Source organism: Sphingobium terrigena (assembly GCF_003591655.1).
GTDB classification, from domain to species: Bacteria; Pseudomonadota; Alphaproteobacteria; order Sphingomonadales; family Sphingomonadaceae; genus Sphingobium; species Sphingobium terrigena.
Genome location: NZ_QVRA01000014.1, coordinates 56,764 through 82,521 on the forward strand (window position 1 = coordinate 56,764; position 25,758 = coordinate 82,521).

Sequence of the window (25,758 nt, forward strand, 5' to 3'; positions counted from 1 at the left end):
CTGCCCCCATTCGGTTTGATCTGTCTCTCCGACGGCAAAACTCAGTGCTCGGTTTTAACGGCAAACCTGCCCTGCGCATCAGCGGTAACGATGACGGTACCATCCCATCCGGTGCCAAAGACGGCCTTGTCCATCCGCATTGTCTCGAAGCTCCGCATAGCATTGGCGACACGCACGTGCTTGGCTGGCCGCGACAGGTGCACGGCGTCACGTAGCAATCGCACCGACGCGATGCGGGGGTGACCATATTGGTAGGCAGACCAGTCCTGGCGGACGCCTTCAGGGCCCATCGAGATGACGGCAATATCTGGCGAAATCGCCGCGAGAAACGGAGCGGTGGTACCGTTATCGGCACCGTGATGGCTGACCTCGACGACGTCGGTATCGAGCAATCCGGTCTCGGCATAGCGGGTCAGCGCATCGGCAATCCCAGCATTTTCTAGGTCGCCCGGAAAGAGGAACGATGCCTTGCCATAGTCGATACGGATGACGACGCTATGATTATTGCCGTTATCATAGTCATCTTTGCTCCACTGAGAATTGTCGGAGCGTTCTCGACCACCGGTCAGGACCCGGATCTGCGGATCGACGCCAGGACAGGCAACCGGATCGATCACCGGCCCCGCCAACCCTTGGCCGCCCGATGCACGGACATCGCGCTCCAGCACCGCTGCGCGCGGCATGGCGGGCGTGACATCACGGATATAGGCCGCCATCCAGACGGCATCCTTCGACCCTGACCCGAAGAGCCGACCGTTATCGATATAGGCACCGATCTTGTAGTTGTAGACCAACGCGCCAAGGGCCGTGTTGTGGTCAACATGGGTGTGGGTCACATAAACCGCTGCGAGGCGACGCTGGAGATCGGTTCGCCTCGCAAAGAAGCTGTCGAGATATCGGGTCAGCAGACCGGTTGCGACAGGATCGCGCCCGCCGGCATCGATCAATATGGCAGCGCACGGAAACTCGACGAGCGTCGCATTGCCCTGATCGACATCGATATAGTGGACCTTCACCTGATCTGGTCCGCTTGGCGCCGTATCAGCGGACTCGAGCGCGAACTCGTCGGCGCGTTTCACATAGGTCCGATATACCCATCCGACACGACCGTCGCCGAGGCGGACATGATAATAGCCGCGCTCCTGCCTTCCATCGTCAAGCAACACCAGGCGTTCGCCGATAGCGGGAAAGTGCAGTCTCGGGGATGTGCTCAGTGGGTTTGCGCGTACCGTGACGTTACGAGTGACGACCAGGTCCTGCGCATCGGCGGACCATGGAACGGCAAAGGCTGCCAGAAAAGCGATGCCAGAAAACAGGATGTGAAACACATTGCGCACGGCCAACTCCCCCGGAAGATCCACGCGAAATCCCGAGGAGGTTCTGCCATTGTGTCCAGCAGGTCAAATCAAATCCCGTCGAGATTGGCGTGTTTGCGCAGATGTCGCCGCATTCGAACAAATCGGGGCCTCGGCATCCGCTTTTCACATTTGGGCGACTTGGATAACCTCAGAATCTGTCGTTCATGCATATGCGTCATATAGCGGGCTTTGGGACATTCGCGACAGTCCGGTTTGGAGCGATCGGGAGTTGGAAGCTGCCACTCCAATTACGGTCTAGCGCAGACTTTTAGGGGCTAATCAGCCAACGTGATGACGCGCGCGCCTCATCGAGACTGCGATCTGCAGGTCTACCGGCGACGAGCGCGCTTGTCGCGCTTTCGCCAGCGGTCGAGTTCGCCTCTCGCTAAATGCAGCCCAGCTTGATCAACACACACTGCCCAAGGCGACGCCTGGAGATGGCTCGAGTAATTGTTGAGAAACGGATCCGTCAGGCCTGGCCCCAGCGCCTTGTCAGCCTCTCCCTTAAGGAGGCTTCGGCATTCTGCCGCCAATGCCTGTTTCGCAGCCTTTGCGCGGCGGACCTTTCCGATCGCCTCAAGCTCGAGGAGAGCCTCGACCAGACCAGGCTCGCCATTGCGGGCCCGCCAGATCGGGGCATCAGCATCGGGCGGCACGTAGAGCCAGCTGTTGGCCTGTGTCCCGAAAACCGCCTCCGCCGCCATGCTCAGCCTGTGCCCCCGCGCGTCCGCCTCAGCCATCCGCCTGACCCGCGCCCGTTCTTCAGCACGCAGCATTGCGCCCTGGACGGGCAAGCTCAGACCCTCCGCCACTGTCTCGCCGCCGTCGACCATATGCAGGACAGCAAGCAGAGCCCCCTCAAAGGCTGACCAACGTGGTTGGTCTGCCTCAAGAAGCGCGGCGAGGCTCTGATCGAAGCCCGGGATTGGCGCCGCGGCCCAGGCTGCCTCGTCAAATCCTTGCCATTCAAAACCGGGCAGCGTGCCCATCATCCTGGCTATGATCCGATCCGTTGCCGCGCGCCTCTCAGTGCGCAGCCGCCAGCGCGCCTGCTGCCGCGCGAGCGCCTCGGCACGATCGTGATGCACCTCGAAGCCGTCGAGGCCATCGCTCTGCAACAGACCCATGGCGCACAGATAGTAGAGATAGTCCTCCACCGCCTGGCGCGGCAAGGGCAAGTCAAGCAAGTCCGGCGGCAAAGCCGCCTTCACATCGTCGGACAGCTCTGCATGGAACAGCGCGTGGATGCAGTCGTCAATCGCGCGCACGGCACTGTCCAGATTGATATGGGGGAGATAAAATTCCTCCCCGATCCGCACCTCGATCATGCGTACAAGCAGCGCCGCCTGCCAGCGGGCATTGGGCACGAGAAAACCGCAGCTCGATGTGCCGGGTAGCAGAAGATGGCAATTGTCCGGATCCTGGTTGATGGCGGCCAGCTCTGCCAGCCCGGCCGCGCATCGGCTTTTCCTAGCAGCAACCAAGGCGCGGCGGACCTTGTCGACCTTGGCATCGCGCTCCCGTCTGGCCTTGGTGGCCCGGGCCTCTTCCGCCTGCGCGGCGCGCTCGTGACGCTTGCGCTGCGCCTCGGCCGCTGCTGCGGCGCGCTGCTCGATCAGGGCACGAAGCTTCGCCTCGGCGGCGTCCTCCTTTCTGTTATAGAGCCATGTGCGCGGCGCAGTTTCGATAAGCGCCTTTTCTATCTGCTCGCGATCGTCACTTTTGCGCCAGGCCGACAGATCAATCTCCAGCGTGGCGAGCCCGCGATCCTTCAGCTTGGCAATCTTCTCGGGCCCGCAGGCATGGGTCACATAGACCTCGACGAGCAGGCGCTGGCCGTCCCGGGTCGTCAGAACGACATCCGGGACAAGATCATCGAGTATCTTCTCCAGCTCGGCATGGGCGAAGGTGAAAAATCCCTGGCCATGAATCTGGAGCGTCTCTCGCCCGATCTGGGCACCCACAGGCGGAAGGAGGATGCGCTTTTCGCGGCCCAGAACCTCTTTTGCCCAGATATGGGCATTGGTCTCAGCGTTACGGCCACATCCGGTCCCCTGGCCATAATGGCCGAAATGCTCGACCTTGATCCGCCCCTTGCGCGCGATGAGGGTTCGCCCACATGCCGGGCAGGTGCACGCACAGGCGAGGCCGCGCTGTGCCTCTGAAATATGAGTGAGCGTGCCATCCACCTGCCGGCCATAGACAAGCTCGACGCCAAATGCGGCAAAAGGCCTGTGATCTGTATAGCCAAAGGGATTGATGGGAAGGGGGGCGCCGACCATGCCCGATGATGACGCGTTGGCGCGACGCTGAAAAGCAAAACTCAAATAGGTGGCGCTGTGAACAAATAGTCAGGATGGATCGGAATGCGATTGCGTCTATCCTCTCTTTGAGAGATTTTCGCTGTCTGGGGATGGCGGCTTGCGTCATCGATACGAAATGGTGGGGGCCATAATTGATGCACATCGTCATCGTCATCCCGGGGATCATGGGTACTGCGCTCGAACTTCCTGCCCTCGACGGCGGAAAGAGCGAGATGGTCTGGCCGCCAACGCCGCTGGAGACAAAATTTGGCTATAAGCGCCGCGACAAGCTCGTTGATCCCAGAGTGCGCCCGACAAAGATCATCCGCCATGTGCTATGCGTCCAATTCTACAGCGGCCTGTTCGATCAGCTTGACCATCTGGGCTTCACCGAAACCGGACAGCAGAATCGTCTGCTTGCCTTTCCATATGACTGGCGGCTCGATCTTTTTACCATAGCCGGTCAACTCGAGACACTCATCGCAAAGGCCCATGCCGATGGCGCCACAAAAATCACGCTGGTCGCACATAGCATGGGCGGGCTTGTCACGCGGCTCATCCTCGAAGACCCCGCCATGCAGGCCAAGCCCTGGTTCGCGGCGATCGACCAGTTCATAGCCATTGCAACTCCGCATCTGGGTGCACCGCTCGCGCTCGCCCGGGTCCTCGGCCTCGACAGCGCCATGGGGATCAGCAAGGCCGACTTTGCCTGGATCGCAAGTCAGGATGCCTATCCGTCTGCCTATCAACTCCTGCCTGCGCCAGCCGATTTATGCTGCTGGAACCAGTCCAGCCTGACACTTGCGCCCCTCGACATTTATGATCCCGCCACTGCGGAAAAGCTCGGCCTCAAGACGGCGCTCCTCGAGCGCACGCGCGCGGTTCATGTGCGGCTCGATGCCGGCCGCCGCGCCGCCCATATCCGCTATTTCTACTTTGCTGGCAGCGGGCACCGCACGGTCACACGCGTCAATCTCTTCACAAAGGGGCTGGGGGAGCTGGACCTTCCAAGGTCAGTGGTCACCCGGACCGACGAGGCCGGAGACGGAACCGTACCCCTCACCAGCGCGCTGCCGGTCCGCGGCCAGCATCATATCGCCGTCAATGAGCATTCGACCGCATTTGCCGGCGATCCTTTTCACCGCGTCTTTGCGCGCTTGCTGGGCTTTGACGAGGGCTATGCGCTGGAGGCCGTGGGCGATGAGGCAAGGCTCACGCTCGAGGCCCCCATCATCGAAAGCGGGTCGACCATCGAGGTCGTCCTGAGCGCGATCAACAAGGAAGGCTGCCTCACCGAGATCGACGGCACCCTCGTGCTGATGAAGAAGCCCGACATGGAAACGGACCAGGACATTGAGGCCCAACGCATACCGATACGCTATGCAGGGGCGCCGTTCACGCGGCTCCATTTCCGCCTGAACCCCATCACTGAGCCCGGGCACTATGTCCTACAGTTCTCAGGGTCCCCCAATGTCGCCGAACCGGTCGCATTCAGCGTCTTTGCTGAAGAGCAGGATGCAAGCTGATCCATGTGGGTGCCAGAAGATATCGAAAATGCGGTGAGGATCTATCCCGACAAGGCCGCCCTTGCACTGGCTGCGATGCAGCTCGGTGACGCAGAGCTGCCGCTCAATGCCGCAGCGCTCAACGGGCTGGCGGCATTCTACAACGGCAATGTGGGAAAAGCGTGGCGGACAGTCCTTGAGTCGACTGGGCGCCTCGACATATTTGCGCGCGCCCTGGCGGTTCAGGGGGTGCCGATCGACTTTTCACCGCCGCCGCCCCTGCCGCCGGGCAAGAATCTCAAAGACTTTCAGGACTTTTGCCGGCGCCTTAGCGGCTTTCATTGCCGGATCGAACGCGGCACCCAGCCTGTGGGATCGGGCGTCCTCATCGGGCCGACCTCGGTGCTGACCTCCTGGCACGTCATCACAAGCGTTGCGCCCAATGTCGCAGACCCTGCCCCGCCGCCCAGGATCAAGGTGCGCCTCTCCGACGGCCAGGTCATGAGCGCGGTCTTCCCGCCCATTTCTTTCTCCAAATGCAGCCTCAACGAATATGCCTATAAATTACCCGTCGATGAGGCAGAGCTAGCCGGCTTCTCGGATTTTGCGGTTTTGCAGCTCGAGCGCGCGGTCGGTCCTGCCTTCGGAATGGCACGTCTCGCCAAAGCGCCCCAAGCCTATGCGAATGGTGCGCCTATCGTTGTTGTCCATTATCCCTTGGGTGTCGGTCCCGAAATCGGCCTGGGCTCTATCGGCCCCCTGCGCCGCCTGAAATCCCGGTGGTCGCATAGCGTCGGGACGGATCGCGGCTCTTCGGGCGGCGGCTGTTTCGACAGCGCTTATGCGATCATGGGAATCCACCAGGGGAGAGGGGAAACAAACCGTGGCAGGCTGGTGCCGGCAAGCTGCTTTCATGCCGATGTCGCCCGGATCGTCGCCAATGATATTGCACCGCCGCGTGTTTGGTCCCTCAATGGCTCTCCAGATGGCGAATTCATCCTAGGGCGATCGAGCTTCTTTGACGGCTTTGCGGCGGCATCGCGTGACGGACCCATTCGCGGCATTCGCGTCAAGCGTGCGGACCCGACCGCTGATACGAGCGGCCTGGCGTTCAGCTACCGTATCCTCGACCGTCTGGTCGCGCGCGACCCCTCTGCGCGCCTGTGCCGCCTCAGTTTCGAGACGCTCGTCGAAGATCTGGTCAGCTATATCGCATCGCGTGTGAAAGCCTGCGGTCTCCCGGTCGACGCGCCCGCAGCCGTAGAAGGGGTTGCCAAAGGCCAAACGCAGCCCGAGGCGATCGGGGCTGATCGCGGGCGCCGCCTCGCGCTCGCTATCAACAGCGCGCTCGAGCCAATCGACCAGCGCCTCTGGCTCTATTTCGACCATCCCGCTTTGGCATTTGGCGATGAGATACGTTCAACCCTCGAAGCCTTTGTCGATCAGCTCATTCTACTCCCACGGGTGCGGATCGTGATTGCCGGTTTCGAGGCGGTTCCGCTGCCGGGCGCTGACTATGCCAATGCCGCCCAGGCGCGTGCCGAGAGCCGGCCGGGTCTTGTCACGGACTATATTTCCGGCTTTGCCCCAAGCGATATCACCGCTTTTCTGAGCGATGCGTCGCTCGCTGCCGGCAAGACGCTCAGTATGGAACGCATCGCCGAACTCACCCAGCTAGCCCTCGCCGATCTTCCTCATAGCAACGGCATCTTCGCGCCCTGGCTTGCCGAACAGGCCGCCGAACGCCTGCGGCCAGCGATACGCGCGCTTTTTGCCGAGACCGCGCCTGTGCAGGCAGGCGCGCTATGAGTGCGCTTCCTGAGGCTACGATCGCCCTTATTGATGCGGCAAAGCGCTTCGCGGCCCTGTCGGGTCGCTTCACGCCTCACGACGCGCTGCCGCGCGAAGCCCTTCAGAACCCGGGCCTTGCGGCCGTGGTTGCATCGGCCCTCGCCGAGGCCTGCGATGTCGATCTTGATGGTACAGGACGGTGGCTGCTGCGCTCCAATGAACGCCGGTTCGTCCTTACTAGCTTGCGTGAATCCGGCGCGCTGAGCGCTGCGGTCGGGCAGCGCATGGCCTTGGGCTATGATCCCGAAACACGCCAGCTGCTTGCAGCGGCGCTTGGCACCGGCGATTTTGCCGAAACCGTCGTCGAGCGCGACATTGCCGATCCCGGTGTCGATCAGGCGCGAATTGCAGCGATCGTGACGGCGATCGAGCGCGCCGGCGGAGCCTTGATGCGCTTCCTGGCCGCCGCCAAATCCCGTCTACATAGCTTTGAGCGCGACGAACGGCGCCGGTTTGTGACCGAACAGCTCTTTGTCGGGCGCGTTGAAGAAATGACGGCGTTGCTGGACTGGTTCAAGCAGGGCCTCGACCAGCCGCGCGCCCGCGCCGCCTATATCGGCGGCATTCCCGGCATTGGAAAATCCGCACTCCTCGAAGAGACCGTGCAGCGGATCGAGGCTCAGGAAGCCCCGATTGTGGTGCGCCTCGATTTTGATCGGGCAGGCCTCACCATCCTCGACCTCCTGCGCCTCACCATGGAAGTGGCGCGCCAGGTCAGCGCCCACATCAGCCGGGACAGCGCCGCGCTCGCCGAAGCGCGGCTCGTCGCTGGGAGGGTCGAGCAAGGCAGCGAGCAATTCATCGCCTCCGATGCGTCTAAATTTCCCGCTCGCCTTGGCCATGCCATTGGCGAGGCCGTCACTACATCGGGCCGTCCCGTCCTGCTCATACTCGACACGCTCGAGGTCTTGCGCGGACGCGGCGAGCAGCATCCCGTCGCCCTGTTCGAATGGATCGATCACCTTGTGAACGCGGGGGTGAAACCGCTGCATATTCTCGCTGCGGGCCGCGGAGAAGCGCTCGACAGCTGTCCCGACCGCATCGGCCTGCCGATCGCCCTTAAAGGGCTGGATGAAGCCTCGGCGGCCCAGATGCTGGCAATCCTTGAGGTTCCTGGACCAAGCCGCGCCCATATACAGGATATCGCTGACGGCAATCCGCTCGTGCTACGCTTGGCGGCCGAATGCGTGCGCCGCTTTGGCGGCGCTGCCCTCCCTGACCAAGCGATCGACCGGCAGATCACAGCGCCCTATCTTTATCGTTTCCTCCTGTCGCGGCTAGACGATCCGCTGCTGTCCGCCCTTGCCAATCCGGGCCTCATCGCACGGCGTATCAGTGCCGACTTTCTGCGCGAGGTTCTGGCACCGGCGCTGAATCTCCCGCCGCTGAGCGAGGCCGAGGCCTTATCCTGCTTCACAAAGCTTGCCGCCCAGCATTGGTTGGTAGGCCCGGATGACGAGCCGGGGTTTGTGCGGCACCGGCCGGACATGCGCCATGTGCTGCTCCCGATACTCTACAGTGAACAGCCTCAGCAATGTGCCCGCATAGATTTATTGGCCGATCGTTGGTTTTCACGCCGCGAGGATAATCTGTCGCGCGTCGATGCCCTGTATCACCGCCTGCAGCGCATGCGCTCGGGCGCCAAGCCCCCCCGCATCGCGCCCGGTATCGCGGTCCAGTTCAGTCCGGACATGATCGCGGAACTTCCCAGTACGGCGCAAGCCGCGCTCCAGCGCTCTACAGGTCGGCGTAGCGCGCAATTCCGCACCAGTGCGCCAAGCGGCCGAAAAATGGATGAGCGAGAGGCCACCCACGAGATAATCGGACTCATCGAGCGCCAGGATTGGCGGGAATGCCGCTATGTCGTCGAAAGGGTCCTCCAGGCGGGCGAGATCGATCCGGATGGTGACCTGTCCACCGCCATCATGACATTTCACTGGCGGGTCGGCGAATGGCATAGCGCGCGGCAGCGCCTCCGTGTCCGCCGGCCGGCTGAGCCTTTCGATGTCGCCATGATGGCGCCCATGCTGGGCGTCACCCTCCTGGAAATATGGGCCGAGGCTGGAGGTCCTGAGATAGGGCGAGCGCTCCGGGATGTGCCGCTTCTTTCCATCCTAGGCGAGGCGCAGCAGCAGCCGCGATCCCTGGCCAGAATCGGTGCCCTCGGCTTTCGATCAATGGCTCTGGAAGCCGCATTTCATGGCGAGGCCTATGATCGCGAGCCCGATCCACGAACCTATTGTCTCGTCCACTATGTGCATGGCCATGAGGGCTCGGCTGGATATCAGGTCGAGACCATAGCGCGCGAGCGTATGCGGCAGCGGCTGGCTGATGGCCATTCAGGCGACGTGCCAGCCGGCCCGATGGCGGTCGCATCTCTCACACCTTACGCCTTCTTCGCTGCCACGCTGGCGCTCCAGCCCGGCAACCAATGGATCGAAGAGCAAGCACATGCCGACGAAGCACGGCTCAGTAGACTGCCCAGCCTGTTTGGCGACGCCCGGTTCAACACTCTGTCCGACAGCCCCATCGCCGGTATTGCGGGTCTTGGCCTTTTTGCCGAATGGGCCGAGGCGACAGTCTTCTTCCGACCCCATGCCGAACTGCGATCCCTTGCCACGTCAGCGGAACGATGGCGCCGCGTGATCGCGGGCGACTGGCGCTATGGACGCAAGCCTACCGGATGGCTTCGTGATCAATGGAGCCCTGTCGATTCCAGTGGATTTGGAAGCATCCAGGCTCCTCTCGTGCTGGACTGGTCGCTCCATGCCCGCGTGCTGAGACTGAGCGACAGCCATGATCCAGAAACAGCGGCTACTGAAGAACTCGCCGGCTGGGCGCCTGATGGTGATCCCGCTCGTCTGCTCCAGATGCTGGTCGCACGCTATGGTCGGGCGATTGGGACAGCCACCCTTATGGACAATAGTTTAAGCCGGGCGGCCCATCTAAGACGACACCGCGTGCCTGCCGCCTTTTTACCGGCGCTGGTTGTCCTGCTGGACATGGTGCATCTCAGCCTAGATTAATCGCGCACTGCGCTTGCGTCCGCCTCGCGCAGGCGACCTGAGCCGGATCACAAATTCGTTTCACGAGAAATCCGAATGCTACAATCTATCTGTCGGATGCTGGTGTCCAAAGTGAATACGATATTGAATCTAGCCCCTTGTCGGGCGCTAGAGGGAGGCTATGAAATGTCGGCCTCGGTTGCTTACGGAATATTGTAGACGGGCCCGACATGATCGACGGTTGTGACCTTGATAGTTGACAACAGGAGGCCTCAGTTAGGTCGTCGCCGTAAAGGAATACTTAGCCATGCTGACCAAGGTGAGGTAGCTTGAAATTCATCCATTCCGCTGACTGGCAACTCGGCAAACCGTATGGCCGCTTCGAGCCCGAAGTCCGGGCCGGACTTACCGAGGCGCGGTTCGAGGCCATCGACACACTTGGTCGTGCAGCGGCTGAACAGGGCGTGGAGCACGTCGTCGTCGCCGGCGATATCTTTGATACCGAAGGGCCCGAGGACCGGACGATCGTCCAAGCCATATCCAGGATGAGCCGTCATGGCTGTCGCTGGTGGCTGCTTCCCGGCAACCATGATTTCGCCCGCAATGGCGGCTTGTGGGATCGCGTACATCAGCGGGCGAGCGAGAACATCGTCGTCTTGTCGACACCCGAACCGGTCGAGATGAATCCTGGAATCTGGCTGCTGCCGGCGCCGCTTGAGCATCGACATAATCTCGAAGATCCTACCGCCCGTTTCGACGCCATGGAGACGCCCGGCGCGACCCTACGCATCGGCCTCGCACACGGTTCAATCCGCGACTTCGGCTCGCAAGGCGAAACGAAGAACAAGATCGCGCCCGATCGCGCCCGCCGATCGAACCTCGACTATCTAGCGCTTGGCGACTGGCATGGGGCCCTCCGCGTCGATGGTCGCACCTGGTATGCCGGCACGCCCGAAGTCGATCGCTTCCAGCGGGATGATCCCGGGCAGGCCCTTGTCGTGGAGCTGTCAACCGGTGCGGAGCCCTCCGTCACGCCGATCCGCACGGGCCGATTCCAATGGCTTCTACGGGACTGGATGGTCAGTGACCAGGCAGCGTTCGATGCCGAGTGCGCATTGCTTTTTGGCGCGATCGACCCGCCCACAACGCTTCTGCGCCTGACGCTGGCTGGTATCACCAGTCTCGGCGACCGGATTGGTATGCTGGGTCGGCTCGAAAACGATATCGGCCATCAGCTGCGGTATCTCGACGTGCGCGCGGATGATCTGGTTGGCCGGCCAAGGGAGGAAGACATTTCGAATCTAGCCGTCGAGGGCATGCTCGGGGCGGCGGCGACGATGCTTAATGCCAGGATCGAACGCGGCGGCGAGGATGCGGTGGTCGCGAAGCGGGCCCTTGAGCGGCTCTTCGTGGAATATAGCCGGGAGGAGCCGGCATGAGCCTCGTCATTCGTCGCATCGCGGTGGAAAATTTCCGGAAATTCCGCGCGCCCGTAGTGATCGAGGGCCTTACTGACGGCCTCAACGTCGTCATCGAGCCGAATGAGACGGGCAAGTCGACACTTCTCGAGGCCTTGCGCGCGGCCTTTTTCGTGCGCTTCAACACGCGCAATCAGCTGGCCCAATCCTTCGCCCCCCATGGCGATGCGGTTGGTCCTGAGGTCGAGGTCACTTTCGATGTCGATGGCGCGCCGTGGTCGGTGACCAAGCATTTCTTGCGCAGCGCATCGGTCGAGATTTCTGGGCCTCAGGGCCGTGCACAAGGGGAGGAGGCCGAGGCGCGCTTGAATGCGCTGCTCGGTTCAGTCCGCGACACGAGCCGGGGCGGCGATGTCGCGACTTATGGCGCTCTCGGTTTGCTGTGGGTCGCCCAGACCGAAGCCCTGTCCGTGACCGCGCCCGGCCAGATCGTGCGCGACAGCGTCACCTCCACACTCGAGGCGGAAGTCGGGTCGATCATGGGTGGCGCTGCCTATCGCCGCGTCAGGGATCGGGTCGAGGCTCAGTATGAGGTCTACTGGACACCGACGGGACAGAAGCGTGGCCGGCAAGCGGATGCGCGTGAGCGGCTCGACGCTGCCGAGACCGCAGCACGCGAAGCCGCGGATCGATTAGCCATGTTGGAGCGCAGCTTCTCAGATGTCGAGGCGGCTCGCGCTCGCCTAAAGATCATCCAGCGTGAGATGGCGGACAATACGGATGCGCAGACGCGTAGCGACCTGGTCGCTTCGCTCGACGTCGCGCGAGCGGCGGCCCAAATCCTCAGCACCCGTCGTGCCGAGCAAGAGGCGGTCAACGGTAAGGTGAAGGCGCTCGCTGACCTTCGGCAGCGCCACGACGACGCGACTCAGGTCCGAATGAAAGCAGATGCAGCGCTGACCGAGGCAAGTGAACGGCGCCTCGGTGTCGCCGACACATTGTCGGCCGCGAAGCAGAAAGTGGTAGATGCGCGCACCGCGCTTGATGTCGCGCGTACGGAACGCCAGGCCGCGCGAACGGCCTTGGCGGAAGGAGAAGAGAGGAACCGACAAAGCCGTCGCGGTCTAGCGGTCCAGTCCGCGCGCCAGCGGCATGCCGATCTCCTGAAGCTCGAGGAACAACACAGCACCGCGAAGGCGCTCTCCGACACGGCGATCGCCCCGAAAGTGCTGACGTCGCTTGAAGCGCATGATCGTGCCGTTGCCGAAGCGCAGGCAGTGGTGAGCGCCGGAGCGACCCGGATTGCGTTGTCCGGCTCAGCAAACGGCATCACGATTGATGGCGAGCCAATGGCACTCGGCGTGCGTACCCTCGATCATGAGGTCCATGTCCGCTTCGGCGCCGCCGAGCTGCAAATCACGCCGCCGGCGTCTGCCGCCAGCGCCGCAGAGGTCTTGGCGTCTGCGCTTCGTAAGCAGAAAGCCGCACTCGACGATCTTGGTGTTGTCGATCTTGCTGCCGCGAGAGCCCGCCACGAGATCGCTAGGGATGCCGCAGCCGATCTGCGAACCCTGGAGGCGCGCATCGAAGCGGCCACGCCCGCCGACGATCTCCTTCAGGTCACTGCTGGATCCGCCGCGCTCAAACTGTTCGTTGCTGAGCTCGGTACGGAGGAGGCCGTGGGGGAGGGGGAGCTTCCCGATATCGAGGCGCTCACGAAGGCGGTGGAGACGGCCGATAGCGCCTCAGCCCGTGCCGAAGGGGCCCAGGACAGCGCCATTGAGGCCCTGCGTCGGGCAGAGAAGGAGGAAGCGCCTCTTGCGACGGCAGAAGCTAGGGCCACGAGCGATGTTGCCAACGCTGTCAGCGCGCTTGAGGCGATCGAGCGGCGACCTGAATGGACGACGCTTACCGAAGATCTGGCTAAGGCGCGCGAGCAAGCCGCAGAGGCTTCGGTCAAGGTTGAAGACGCAGTCCGCGATGCCTCTGCGCACGATGTTGCGGCAATCACGCGCAAAATCGAATTGATCGATGCGAGGGTGCGCACGGCCGGGGAAACCCGAACGCGGTTGGAGACCGATATCGCGCGCCTTGAAGGGACGATCGAGAGCGAGGGCGGACTCGGCCTTGCGGATCGGACAGCTGCCGCCTCCGAGGAAGTCGAGGCGGCGCGTCTTGCTCTTCAGCGCATCACCGATGAAGCGGAAACGCTGAAGCTGCTGCGAAGCACCCTCGACGCAGCCCGTAACGAGACGTCGGCCAAATTTGTCGGTCCGGTGGCGGCGCGGGCGAAGCGTCATATCGAGCGTCTGCTGCCTGGATGCGAGCTCAACTTTTCGGAGGATCTCGGTCTCGAAAGCGTGATCCGTGCGGGCGTAGACGAAAGCTGCGCGAGCCTGTCGCGCGGCACGCAGGAGCAGCTTGCCGTTCTCACCCGGATTGCATTTGCCGATATGCTGCTGGAGCAGGGAAAGCCCGTGTCGCTGATCCTCGACGATCCGCTGGTCTATTCCGACGATGCCCGTCTCGACACGATGATCGAGATCCTGTCGGAGGCCGCGACCCGCATGCAGGTCGTCCTCCTCACCTGCCGCGATCGCGCCTTCAGACATGTCGCTGGAAATCGGATCGTGTTGTGATCATGCAGTCCTCAATCGCTGATATACCATCATCGACAACCGGGAACGGCCGAAAATGGGGATTTTGATGCCGAATGAATGCGGAGTGACGTTCGCGCGGAAGATCACCGTAGGGGGTAATCGTGGCTGATCGGAGTGCAGTTTCTACGATTGCTGGCTATTTCTATCAATTCGATCGCTCGATCCTCAGCATCCTGGGGCTAACCGGCGCGAATGACTCGGTGGCGATCGAATGCATTGAGGATATTGACATCCACACGGCTACGGAAACGACCGCGGTCCAGTGTAAATATTACGAGAAATCCGAGTATAATCATTCGATTATCAAGCCTGCGATCATGTTCATGCTCGCGCACTACAAAGCGGGCCTTACGGCCGATCGGCCAACGATCCAATATCAGCTCAGCGGCCATTTTGCGTCGGGGCAGGACAAGTTGGTGCTCCCATTCGATATTGGCTTCCTCAAGGCTAATTTTCTCACGACTACGTCGAAAGAAAAAACGGTCAAAAAGCATGAAGAGCTAGGTGTCAGTGATGCGGAGCTTGAGGATTTTTTGAAGCTCCTGTCCATCGATGTAAATGCGGCGAAATTCGACGATCAGTTTCAGACCATCATTGAGAGCCTTGCAAAGCAGTTTGGTTGTTCGCCGTTCGCAGCCGAGTTCTTTTATTATAACAGCGCCCTAAGGGTCATCAAAGAACTCGCCATCGAGCCGGGGGAGGCTCTGCGTGTTATAACGAGGGCAGACTTCATAAAGCGAATAGATACATCATCGTATCTCTTTGATGAGTGGTTCATCGCCAAGCTCGGTACGGCCAAATATTATCGCGGGTTGCGCAACGAGTTTTTCGCAACGGGCGTCAACGTCTCCCCGGCCGAACGGCTCTTCATCATCCATGCGGCTGACGACAGCTACAGTCGGAACACGGTCAAAACGCTATTGAAGACGATCTCCCGGAAATATTCCAAGCTATCCAAGCGCGACGCGAAGCCCTTCTCGCCGTACGTTCTGCTCGTCGGCATTGACGATAGCGAACTTGCCGGCCTCAAGCAGGAGCTGCACAATGAAGACGTTCGCTTCGTCGACGGCTACGATTTCAAGGGCGCCCAGTTCGACGCCGGGTCGATCTCCCGGCCGGCCTCCTACGCCGCCGCTGGTCCGGCTCTGAGACTATTCTGCGATCTGGCGGAGGCGCGGCAGACCTTTCTGTCGTTCCAGCGCTCGCGCGAGATCTACGAATTCTATCGCAGTGAGCCAGTTGAAGACTTTGGTGATGGTGCCATCAGACACACCCGATTCCAGATTCCCAAGTACGAAGATATTGACAAGATCATTTAGGGGGTGGGTATGAGTGATGTAAAAGCGGAAGTCGTCGCTGTCTTTCCTAATAAGGTAAAGATCGTCGTCGATGACCTGGAGAATTTCAGGATCGCCGAGGAGTCTCTCCGCGTCGGCTCTTATTTGAAGATCGCCGACAATGAGAATGCGGTACTAGTCGCCATCATTGAGAATTTTCAGATCCAGGCGCGCGAAGACGGCAGTCAGGACTATGTAATCGAGGCTTTCCCGCTCGGCGTTCTGCGCGATCAGAAGTTTGAGCGCGGCGGAGACGCGCTGGCGATCCCGCCCAAGACGGTCCAGCCGGCAACGATCGACGATATCCGCCTGATCTATGGTAGCTCGTTGCCCGTGAAGGATCGTTTCTGCTTCTCGAGCCTTGCAACTAACAAAGAGGTCGAAGTTCCCGTCGATGGGAACAAATTCTTCAACAAGCATATCGCGGTGGTCGGCTCCACAGGCTCCGGTAAGTCCCACACCGTTGCAAAGATCGTTCAGAAGGCGGTTGGGGCGAAGGGCGACTATACGCTGAACAACTCGCATGTGATCATTTTCGATATCCATTCAGAATATCGTGCGGCCTTCCCGGAGGCGAATTTCATCGACAGTGCCAGCCTGGTTCTCCCCTACTGGATGCTGAGCGGTGAGGAATTGGAGGAGTTCTTCCTCGACACCGAGGCGAATGATCATAATCAGCGCAACGTGTTCAAGGACGCTGTAATCAAGAGCAGGAAGGATAACTTCCAAGGCGGTGAAATCGAGAAGCAAAGGATCCACCTCGATACACCGCTGCCGTTTGATATCGGGGATATTTTGAAAGACGCGGTCGAAAAGAATACCCAAGTTAACGGGACCGGAGAGCTTTATGCAAGTGGTCCAAAAAAAGGTCAGGAGAAAACCACTCAGGGAAGTCTCTATGGGCGTTTGACAAATTTTGTTAATCGCCTTGAAAGCAAGATAAACGACCGGCGGCTTGATTTCTTTCTTGGAGAGAAGTCTAGGATCATCACGTTTGAAGAGACGCTTCGCTCTATATTGGGATACGGTGAAGGTGAATGCAAGAATGTGACAGTTATTGACTTGAGCGGTGTTCCGTTTGAGGTCCTGAGCATAACAGTTTCGCTCATCTCGCGCCTGATTTTCGAACATGGGTATTTCTATAAACGCTTGCGCTGCGCTGAGAATGCTAATGAGAAGATAAATAATGATGCGCCCATTCTTCTCGTTTACGAGGAGGCGCACAAATATGTGCCGAACAGCGAACTGTCAAAGTTCCGGGCGTCAAAGATGTCGATCGAGCGCATTGCCAAAGAGGGTCGAAAGTATGGGGTTACCTTACTGCTCGCGAGCCAGCGACCATCGGAGATCTCAGAGACGATCTTCTCCCAATGTAACAATTTTATCGCGATGCGCCTAACTAATCCCGTCGATCAAGGCTATGTCCGCAAGTTGCTGCCGGACTCATTGGGAACGCTCATCGACAAGATGCCGGCGTTCAAACAGGGGGAGGCGCTATTGGTTGGCGAGTCGATCGCGCTGCCTTCAGTTGTCCAAATTGAGGTCTGCACGACCGCTCCAGCATCGACTGATATTCCGTACTGGGATCTTTGGCAGCAGCAGTGGAAGGATCTCGCGATCGACAAAATCCGCGATGAGTGGATGCGCCGCTAGTCAGGCGATGACCCGCCTCATAGGGATACCGCAAATGGCCTTCTTAACGATCCTTGGCACCGCCGTCGCTACCGCCATCGCTGCCCAGGGTGCATTGTGGGTCAAAGAGAAATGGGTGGCTGGCGCAGAGGGTCGCTTCTCCGCCTTGTACGCTGCACTTTTCTTTGAAGAATATGCCAGCGCCTGCTCACATCGTCTCGGCGAATATAGTGAATACATATCGTCGAGCGGCCACGCTGGCGTTGCTCATGGAGCACTACCTGAACTTCCTGACTTTCCGACGGAGATCGACTGGCGGCGGGTCGGCATTCGTCGGACCGAAGACGCGTTTGCGTATCGGGTGAAACATGCGGCGGCGAGTGCAAAAATCGCGTACTTGTACGACTTCGATCCACCGGACGGCGGGGATCACGAACTTGTCATGCAGTTGATCGGGCGAGGCCTAGACGCGCTGGCTTTAGGCGCGAAAATTCGCAAATCAGGGAGGCTAAAAGCTAAACAAGATCCGGATTCCGAATATACGGTTGAGCGTCACCTTACTGATCAGCGCATGCACGGGGAAGATATCCGGCAGAAGTACCTAGCTTCGCAGGCAGCGTCGCATGCTGCGTTGGTCGCGGGTGCGGCACCAAGAGGTGTCGATGTCACAATCTGAAGGTAGGCGTTTCGTTGCTCACGGATTTAGGCCTCGTCAGTGGCCATCACCCATAGCGTCTCAGGCGACTACAGCAGTCGACCCTCTGACACGAGGTTAGCCACTATCGCTAAGAATGCCTAGAGAAAGCCGACCTTCTGCTGTTGGGAAGCCGAAATCGACCACGGAACGGCGACTAAGGGTCGACATCTACCTGCAACGAATGCTGAATTAGGAGTTTGCACTATCCATAAGCGACATGCCGACCGACAAATTTTCCGGCGAGCCGACGTCAAAATTTGCCGAGCCGGGGGTCGCATTGCGATAGAAGGTATGTACCTGCTGATAGGACAGTTCTGAGATATGCTTTATCTCTACTTTTGACCTAGCCTCGAAGCAACCTTCCGATGCCGTCTAGCGTGACCGCTGACCATCCTCGCGTCCGATATAATCCTCGCCAGAAGGATCGACCCCGTCGCAAGCGATGCCGAAGCACTGGTGCACCAATGTCACACTTGATTATCGAATTACAACAGGTGCGAAACTTTCTTGCGAGCACGTGATTAAGCGGTCAGGGCGCCGTTTCGCCCGCGGTCCGACGCGGGCAGTGGAAGACAACGTTCAAGGCGGCTTCCCAACCATGATTGCGATCCGGCTCCTTTGAGAATGCCGGAAGCTCAGGAGGAACATCATAATGCATAACATCCGTCTATCCGCGTCCAGACTGCTTCTGGCTGGCGCTGCACCATTCGCCCTGATCGCCGGGAGCGCGATGGCCCAGACCGCCCCTGCCGCGCAGGATGCGCCCGAAGCGGCGGCCGATGAAAATCAGGCCGACATCGTCGTGGTCGGCACCGCAGGCGGCGGCACGCGCCGTCAGGACGCAGCCTTCGCCGTCACCAGCCTGTCCAGCGACGCCATCGCCCGCGCCGCGCCCAACAGCACGGCCGACCTGCTGCGCACCATTCCGGGCGTCAGCGCCGAAAGCTCCGGCGGCCAGAACGGCGCCAACATCTTCGTGCGTGGGTATCCGTCGGGCGGCGATGCGCAGTTCGTGACCTTCCAGCTGGGCGGCGTGCCTTTCTTCCCGCCTTCGACCCTGTCTTTCCTTGAAAATTCGCAGCTGATCCGCCTCGACGAAACGGTCGATCGCGTGGAAGCCGTGCGCGGCGGCACCGGATCGCTTTTCTCGAACGGCCAGCCGGGCCTGACCGTCAATGTGCAGCAGCGCGAAGGCGGTCAGACGCTGAAGGGCTTTGCGAAGCTGTCCTACACCGATTATGACGAAATTCGCGGCGATGCCTGGATTTCGGGGCCGATCAGCGAAGACACGACCTTCATGGTCGGCGGCTATTATGCGCAGGGCAATGGCATCCGCGATCCGCAGTTCCGCGCCGAAAAGGGTGGTCAGATCACCGCGAACATCCGCCACGACTTCGGCGGTCGCGGCTCGCTGCTGATTTACGGTCGTTACCTCAACGATCATGGCCAGTGGCTGCTGCCCATCCCCGTCAATCAGGATGGCAGCAAGATCAGCCAGTTCGCCAATTTCGACCATGGCACCGGCGCGCTCGCCGGTCGCGATGTCCGCGTTACCACCAACAACGCCGGTCGCACCGTCGACCTGGCCGATGGTCGCGGCGCGAAGCTGGGCAATTTCGGCCTCAGCTTCGATTACGAACTGGTCGACGGCCTGAGCATTCGCGAACGCGCCAGCTATATGTGGGGCACGGCCAACACCATCGGACTGGTGCCCACCGACGCACCGATGAGCGCGGCGGCCATGGCGACGACGCTGGGCGGCGCGGGTTCGACCGTGGGCAGCCTGACCTACGCATCGGGCGGCGCGGCGGCAGCGGCCGGCACGCAGGTCATGCGCGCGGGCATCTGGGACGTGCGCAAGCGGATCGACGCTTTCGTCAACGACATGGCGCTGGAGTTCAAGGCTGGCGGCAACAAGCTGACCGGCGGCTTCTACCTTGCCAACTACACCACCCGCGACAACTGGGCGCTGGGCAACGACGTTCTGCTGACGGCCGAACCCAATGCCCGTCGCCTGAACCTGACGCTGGGCGATGGCCGCGTGGCGACCCGCGACGGCTTCACCTCCGGCGCCAGCTTCCTGGTGAACGGTCGTTATGAGGGGCGCGACATCGCCTTCTATGCGGTGGACGAGCTCCAGATCACCGACCAGCTGCGCGTCGATGGCGGCGTGCGCTGGCAGCGTCATGAAGTCGTGGGCGATGTCGCCACCTCCGGCGCGGCCTTCGATCAGGATGGCAGCGCCGCCACCCTGTACGACCGGACCGTGCAGCTGGGCGGTGCAGGCCGTATCGACTATGGCGCGTCGCGCTGGTCGTGGACGGCGGGCGCCAACTACGACTTCACCAGCCAGATCGGCGTCTTTGCCCGGTACAGCCGCGGCAACAGCTTCCCGCAGTTCGACAATCTGCGCGAAGGGCTGACCATCATCTCGAAGGTGGACACCTATGAAGGCGGGTTGAAGGTTTCGACGCCGATGCTGAACCTCTATGCGACCTTGTTCCACAACAAGTTCGACGGTCTGGCGACGACGCAGATCATCAACGGCGTGCCCAATGAATCGGTCGGCGGCGCCAAGGCGACCGGCGTCGAGCTGGAAGGCGTGATCCGTCCGTTCGCGGGCTTCAGCATCGCAGCGGCGGGCACCTATCTCGACGGCACCTATCGCGGCTTCTTCAGCGGCAACGGCACCATCGACAATACGGGCAACCGCGTGCAGCGTCAGCCCAAGTGGATGTGGCGCGTGACGCCCAGCTACGAACTGACGGTGGGCGATTTCCGTCCGTCCATCTTCGCCACGCTGCAATATACGGGCGACCGTTTCTCCGACCCGGAAAATGCGCAGTTGCTGCCCAACTATTATCAGCTGGACGCGGGCGTGTCGGTGGACGTCAACCAGCGGCTGAAGCTGGCGGTTACGGGTAACAACCTGACCGACGAGCTGGGTCTGACCGAAGGCAATCCGCGCATCATCGGATCGCAGGGTGCAGGCACGATCCTGGCGCGTCCGATCCTGGGCCGGTCCTTCCGCTTCAGCGCGGCCTACAGCTTCTGATCATGTGAGCAAAAGAAGGGGGCCGGGCGATCCAATCGCCCGGCCCCCTTCTTTTCTGTTTTCCGCATGATGCGAGCCATAGGCTGTGCCAGCCGACTTCATTATGCTTTATTCGGCCTTTTCCAGTTCGGCCGCTATGTCGGGATAACGGTCCAGCAGCGCGCTGGTCACGCCATTGGTCCATCCGAACCCGTCCTGAAGCGGATATTCGCCTCCGCCGCCGGGCTTGCGTTCTTCCACATCATATTTTTCCAGCATCTTGCCGGTTTCGGCATAGGCCGCTGCGACCGTACCGATCCAGCGCCCGGCAATGTCGCGGGCCAGCGTTTCCTGCCCATTGCGCGCCAGCCCGTCGATCGCCACCCATTGCAGCGGCGCCCAGCCATTGGGCGTATCCCATTGCTGGCCGGTCCGGTTGGGTGTGGTGCGCAGGCCGCCGCTGCCCAGCAGTTTCGCGCGGACCGTGGTCGCCACGGCATCAGCCTGTGCAGGCGACGCCGCGCCGACGAACAGCGGATAGAGGGTCGCGGCGGACAGGATGGCTGTGGGCTTCTTCGCCTTGCTGTCCCAGTCGGCATAGCGGCCTTCCTTGCCGACCCACAGATAGCGGTCGATCGCCGCCTTGCGCTTGCGCGCCAGCCCTGCAAATTCGGTGGCGCAGGCGCTGTCGCCCGCCTTCTGGCAGCGCGCCTCGATCCGCTGTTCCATCGCCAGCATCAGGCTGTTGAGGTCCACCGGTACGATGTCGGTCGTGTGGATGGTCGCGATCGTCCGCCCGTCGCCGAACCAGCGCGAGCTGAAGTCCCAGCCGCTTTCCGCGCCCGCGCGCAGGTGGCGATAGGTGATGGCCTTGTCGCCCTTCGCCTCCGCCGCGGTCGCCACATCTTCGGCATAGGATTCGTCGCGGGGCGTATCCTTGTCGTCCCAATAGCGGTTGAGCAGCGTGCCGTCGGGCATCCGCACGATGCGTTCGCACGGACGGCTGGCCTGAACGCAGGACGCGCCCTTCATCCAATAGGCATATTCCTGTCGCAGTGCCGCCAGCTGACGAGTGGCGGTGTCGGGGCTGTCATCCTTCGACAGGTCCAGCATCAGCGCGTAGAAGGGCGGCTGCGACCGGCTGAGATAATAGCTGCGCATGCCGTTGGGGATGTGGCCGTAGATTTCGATCGTCGCGGTGAAATCCACCAGCATGCTTTCGATCAGCGACTGCTGACCGTCGACCGCCAGGCCCAGCATGGTGAAATAGCTGTCCCAATAATAGATTTCGCGAAAGCGGCCGCCCGGTACGACGAAGGGCGTGGGCAGCGGCAGCGCGGAACTGCCCGCCTGTCGCTCGACCGGCTGGCGGACGAGCGTCGGCCACAGGGTGCGGACATGCGCGCGCAGGTTGGACGCGCCATGATCGTTGACGCCCGGCACGCGGAAGTGGTGCAGCACGAATGTTTTCAGCGCGTCCTTGCCCTGAGGCGGTTGCTGGCGATAGGCCGCCATGATCGCGGCAGGGTTCGATCGCGGTGTCGCGTCGACGAAGGTCTTGCCGTCGGGGAACAGTTTTTCAAGCTGAACGCGCTGGAACAGGTCGCCGTATAGTTCGGCAGGGGAGGATTGCGCCCAGCCCGGATTTCCCAACGCGAGGAGGGAGACGAGGCCGGCAGCAACGAAGGATCGCCAATTTTTCATGCCCGCTCTTTCGGTTGCGCCGCCAGCCTTTGCAACGGCAAAATCGGATGATCGGCCAATACTGCCGCCCAACAGCGCAGCGTCAACGTTGGCAGCTATGCGCGACCGGATGGGGCACTAGCCTGCATCGAACCATGCGTTCTTAAGTGTGACCTAGTCGATCATCTCGTCATAGCGATGCTCCGGGCTTGCGAGAGGTAGCGACAGGGGAAATTGCCCGTAGTTCCCGTCGCAACAGCTTACCCACCGCTGATTTTGGCATTGTTTCAATGAAATGAATGTGCCGTGGCACCTTGTAAGCGGTCAGGTTGCGGCGACAATGCGCGATCACCATTTCCGCTGTTAGCGTCTCGTCGCGTCGGACAATATAGAGCGCCACAGCTTCGCAACCTTGGCCGTCCGGAACTCCAACGCATGCGCATTCCACGACGCCGGGTAAGTCGGAGGTGACCGCCTCTATCTCGTTCGGATAGACGTTGAAGCCTGAGACAAGGATCATGTCCTTGAGCCGGTCGACGATATGGTAGCGTCCATCGGGATCGCAGCGCGCTATGTCTCCAGTACGGAAAAAGCCATCTGCTGTGGTCGCCGCAGCGGTCGCTTCGGGATTGCGCCAATATCCTTTCATGACCTGCGGCCCGCGCGCACATAGTTCACCAATCGCGCCATTCTCGACATCCTGCCCTTTCTCGTCGCGAAGGGCGATTTGGGTGTTTTTTACCGGGAGGCCGACACTTGCAAGAAAGCGTGGTTCGTCGAGTGGCGTGCATGTGAGGATGGGGGACGTTTCCGACAGGCCATATCCTTCTTTGATATGACCACCCGTCAGCCTATGCCATTGGGCAGATACCACCGGCTGCACAGTTGCACCGCCGCCCATGGTAATGAGGCGCGGATGAAACCGAAGTGCCTGAAAGCCTGGATGCGCGCCCAGCGCCTTGAACAACGTGTTCACCCCCGTGACGAAGTTCACGTCATGACGGTGCCATGCATCGATCAGTTGGTCTAGTTTACGCGGATCGGCGATCAGCACATTGGCTGCGCCCAGTGCGATCGAGGAGAACAGGTTCACGGTCAGCGCGAAGATATGATAAAGCGGGATAGCCGTCAGCACCTTGATAGGACCGTGGTTCAGGATCAACGCGCTTCTATCCATGAACTGCTCGATATTCGCCAGAATGTTGCCGTGTGTCAGCATCGCCCCCTTCGAAGGGCCGGTAGTGCCACCGGTATATTGGAGAAACGCAAGATCCTCGCGCGTGAGCGCTGGCCATGACATCGCGGGGTCCGGCACAATGGCGAGCGCGTCATCCCATGTACTGATCGTCCAGGTGGCGGGGACCGTGTCGAGCAGCGATGGATTACACGCGCCTGTCAGTATGACATGCTCCATATCGCGCGGCGCCGCCGCAATCAGTGTCGGCAGCGCGGTCGCAGGAATCACGGCCGCTTTTACGCCTGCGTCGTTGAGCTGATGCCCAAGCTCACGGGGCGTGTAGAGGGGATTGCAATTCACCTGTACGCAACCAAGCCGAAGCACAGCCGCCGTGGCTAAAGGAAAGGCGATGCCGTTGGGCAGGATCACGGCGACCCTGTCGCCGGGAACCACGCCCTTGTTGCGCATAAGCGCGGCAATGGCCTCCGATCTGTCCCACCATTCGCCGTAGGTCAGGCAGACGTCGCCTTCGAAAAAAACGGGGCTTGCACCATTGTCCTCACAGGCAAGCGCTATATAGTCGACCAGATTGTCGATGTCGGAAACCGGCTTCATCGCCCAATATCTCTCCTTATGCGCGCCGGTTCTGTGCCGGTCGCTGATTATCGATTGCGGCGCACAATAGCGTATCGATCACACAATGCGCGGGTCACGCCGTTGGTCAGCTAGATACTGTCTCATTGGATAGCGTCTGGGCCGGGTTTCCGCTTGGTTTCGACCCACTGGCGCAGCGCATTCCATCCCGCCAGCGCCTGCGCAGGGCTGAAGCCGCAATGGGTATAGCCCTCGATCCCGCCGATAGGCAGTGGCGCGCGGGTCGGCGGCACGGCATAGGCCACAAGGAATCTGTCGCGACCGTTTGCGCGCACCTTTGCCTCAAAAGCGACTTCCTGCGCATAAGGGACGAGAGAGTCGATCCGGTTGTGCATCGTGATGAGCGGCGTGTTGATCCGGCCGGTCGCCTCATGCCATCGGGTGAGATAGGCGGTCGCCTTGGGGGCTGCTCGCACCCGCTGGATCTGCGCGTTCAGCATCGTTTCCTCCTGCGCGGTCATGCCAGAGGCGGAATAATGTTTTTGGCGGTTATCATATATCCAGCCGCCCGCCGTGGCGGCCATGTCCGACGCACCCAGCGCGGTCGTGACCAGAGGATAGGTCAGCGACGCAGCATCATAATCGAAGCCGCCGATCGCCGTCACCTGTCGCACGATCCGCGCTTCGGAGCCGTCGGGGTTCTTTTGTGCCGCAGTCCACAGCGCCAGCGGCGGCTGCGCGACCTGGCCCATCCGGGTCCAGACATAGGCGGTAGCCTGCGGGTCAGGGGTTCCAGCGGGCGGCACGGACGATATCGCGTCGAGCCGCACGTCCCGCTCCCCCGGCAACGCGTAGGGCGTATCGCGCGTCAGGACGGTGTAAGCCAGCCGCATATCCGTTAGCTGGCCTAGCAAGGTCTTCCAACTGTCGACCACACCGCAGCGGGCAAGGCCACCGGCAAAGGCGCGCGGATAGAGTTCCAGCAGGGTGACGACGATGCTGCCGCCCATGGAGTCACCGAGCACATAGACGCGCTTTCCGCCCAGTGCGGTGATGAAGTCGCGCAGGCGCTTTGTGTTGCGAACCGCTGTTTCCACGCCCAACCCCGCCTTGTCGTATGCGCTGTGGCCGACGGCGAAGCCCTGATCGTATATGGCCCGAAACAGGGCGCCGCCTGGCCCCTTTTCAACCGGGTCGGCCTCCACCGCAATTGGCATGCCGGGAGTCGAATAACCGTGTGCGTACAAAAGACTGTCGCCTTTCCACCCGGCCGGAAAAACAAGCGCGAACTGCGCGCCGCCCAACTTGCCGTTAAGGGTGGTTCCGCCATTGGGCGCCGGTTTTCCGGTCACGTTCGTCGCGCCGAGCGACTGCGCGCGCGCAACGAGTGCGTTCCGATCCGTGGCCAGCGCGACCGCTGGCGTACGCGCTGAAATCGGTGGAACGGAAAGGAAGGTCGCGCCGATAGCTGCGGCGCAAATCATGAGGCGAGTAGCACGCATGG

Annotated in this window: 14 protein-coding genes; 9 read left to right on the plus strand and 5 right to left on the minus strand. The window is 61.1% G+C overall.

The window, feature by feature from the left end; genetic code table 11:
- Window positions 1-41 precede the first annotated feature (41 nt).
- Entirely contained in the window at window positions 42-1,337 is a 1,296-nt protein-coding gene (locus D0Z70_RS15470) for an MBL fold metallo-hydrolase (RefSeq protein WP_182913982.1), read from the minus strand.
- A 350-nt stretch (window positions 1,338-1,687) separates the two neighbouring features.
- Complete coding sequence (locus D0Z70_RS15475; RefSeq protein WP_147418775.1) at window positions 1,688-3,547, minus strand: competence protein CoiA family protein; 1,860 nt, start codon at window positions 3,545-3,547, stop codon at window positions 1,688-1,690.
- Window positions 3,548-3,816: 269 nt separating this feature from the next.
- Between D0Z70_RS15475 and D0Z70_RS15480 the strand changes: the two genes are divergently transcribed.
- The 9 genes from D0Z70_RS15480 to D0Z70_RS15520 all read left to right on the plus strand — a co-directional run bounded on the left by D0Z70_RS15480 (window position 3,817) and on the right by D0Z70_RS15520 (window position 20,821).
- Window positions 3,817-5,187, plus strand: a complete 1,371-nt coding sequence (locus D0Z70_RS15480) for a lipase/acyltransferase domain-containing protein (RefSeq protein WP_119748022.1) — start codon at window positions 3,817-3,819, stop codon at window positions 5,185-5,187.
- Between the two features lie 9 nt (window positions 5,188-5,196).
- A complete protein-coding gene (locus tag D0Z70_RS15485) occupies window positions 5,197-6,975 on the plus strand; it encodes a S1 family peptidase (RefSeq protein WP_182913983.1) in 1,779 nt (592 codons plus the stop codon).
- A gap of 398 nt (window positions 6,976-7,373) precedes the next feature.
- Window positions 7,374-10,043 (plus strand): AAA family ATPase, encoded by a 2,670-nt coding sequence (locus tag D0Z70_RS15490; RefSeq protein WP_182913984.1) that lies wholly within the window; start codon window positions 7,374-7,376, stop codon window positions 10,041-10,043.
- Between the two features lie 308 nt (window positions 10,044-10,351).
- Window positions 10,352-11,461: a metallophosphoesterase family protein gene (locus D0Z70_RS15495; RefSeq protein ID WP_119748028.1), complete on the plus strand. Its 1,110-nt coding sequence runs from the start codon at window positions 10,352-10,354 to the stop codon at window positions 11,459-11,461.
- On the plus strand, window positions 11,458-14,079 hold the full coding sequence (locus tag D0Z70_RS15500; protein ID WP_119748030.1) for an AAA family ATPase: 2,622 nt from the start codon (window positions 11,458-11,460) through the stop codon (window positions 14,077-14,079). The genes D0Z70_RS15495 and D0Z70_RS15500 overlap by 4 nt, the downstream gene beginning before the upstream one ends.
- A gap of 122 nt (window positions 14,080-14,201) precedes the next feature.
- Window positions 14,202-15,419, plus strand: a complete 1,218-nt coding sequence (locus tag D0Z70_RS15505) for a DUF4297 family anti-phage-associated protein (protein ID WP_220475654.1) — start codon at window positions 14,202-14,204, stop codon at window positions 15,417-15,419.
- 9 nt (window positions 15,420-15,428) lie between these two features.
- Window positions 15,429-17,090: an ATP-binding protein gene (locus tag D0Z70_RS15510; protein WP_119748034.1), complete on the plus strand. Its 1,662-nt coding sequence runs from the start codon at window positions 15,429-15,431 to the stop codon at window positions 17,088-17,090.
- 34 nt (window positions 17,091-17,124) lie between these two features.
- Window positions 17,125-17,745 carry a hypothetical protein gene (locus tag D0Z70_RS15515; protein WP_147418776.1) on the plus strand — a complete coding sequence of 207 codons (621 nt, stop codon included), beginning with the start codon at window positions 17,125-17,127 and terminating at the stop codon, window positions 17,743-17,745.
- 673 nt (window positions 17,746-18,418) lie between these two features.
- Entirely contained in the window at window positions 18,419-20,821 is a 2,403-nt protein-coding gene (locus D0Z70_RS15520) for a TonB-dependent receptor (RefSeq protein ID WP_119748038.1), read from the plus strand.
- Window positions 20,822-20,929: 108 nt separating this feature from the next.
- Here D0Z70_RS15520 and treF read toward each other — a convergent pair whose 3' ends face one another.
- From treF to D0Z70_RS15535, 3 genes are all read right to left on the minus strand, one after another.
- Window positions 20,930-22,504, minus strand: a complete 1,575-nt coding sequence (gene treF, locus D0Z70_RS15525) for an alpha,alpha-trehalase TreF (protein WP_119748104.1) — start codon at window positions 22,502-22,504, stop codon at window positions 20,930-20,932.
- Window positions 22,505-22,673: 169 nt separating this feature from the next.
- Complete coding sequence (locus tag D0Z70_RS15530; protein WP_119748040.1) at window positions 22,674-24,275, minus strand: AMP-binding protein; 1,602 nt, start codon at window positions 24,273-24,275, stop codon at window positions 22,674-22,676.
- 122 nt (window positions 24,276-24,397) lie between these two features.
- The gene (locus D0Z70_RS15535) at window positions 24,398-25,756 is read right to left on the minus strand and encodes an alpha/beta hydrolase family protein (RefSeq protein ID WP_147418777.1); all 1,359 of its coding nucleotides are present in this window, start codon (window positions 25,754-25,756) and stop codon (window positions 24,398-24,400) included.
- Window positions 25,757-25,758: the final 2 nt, after the last annotated feature.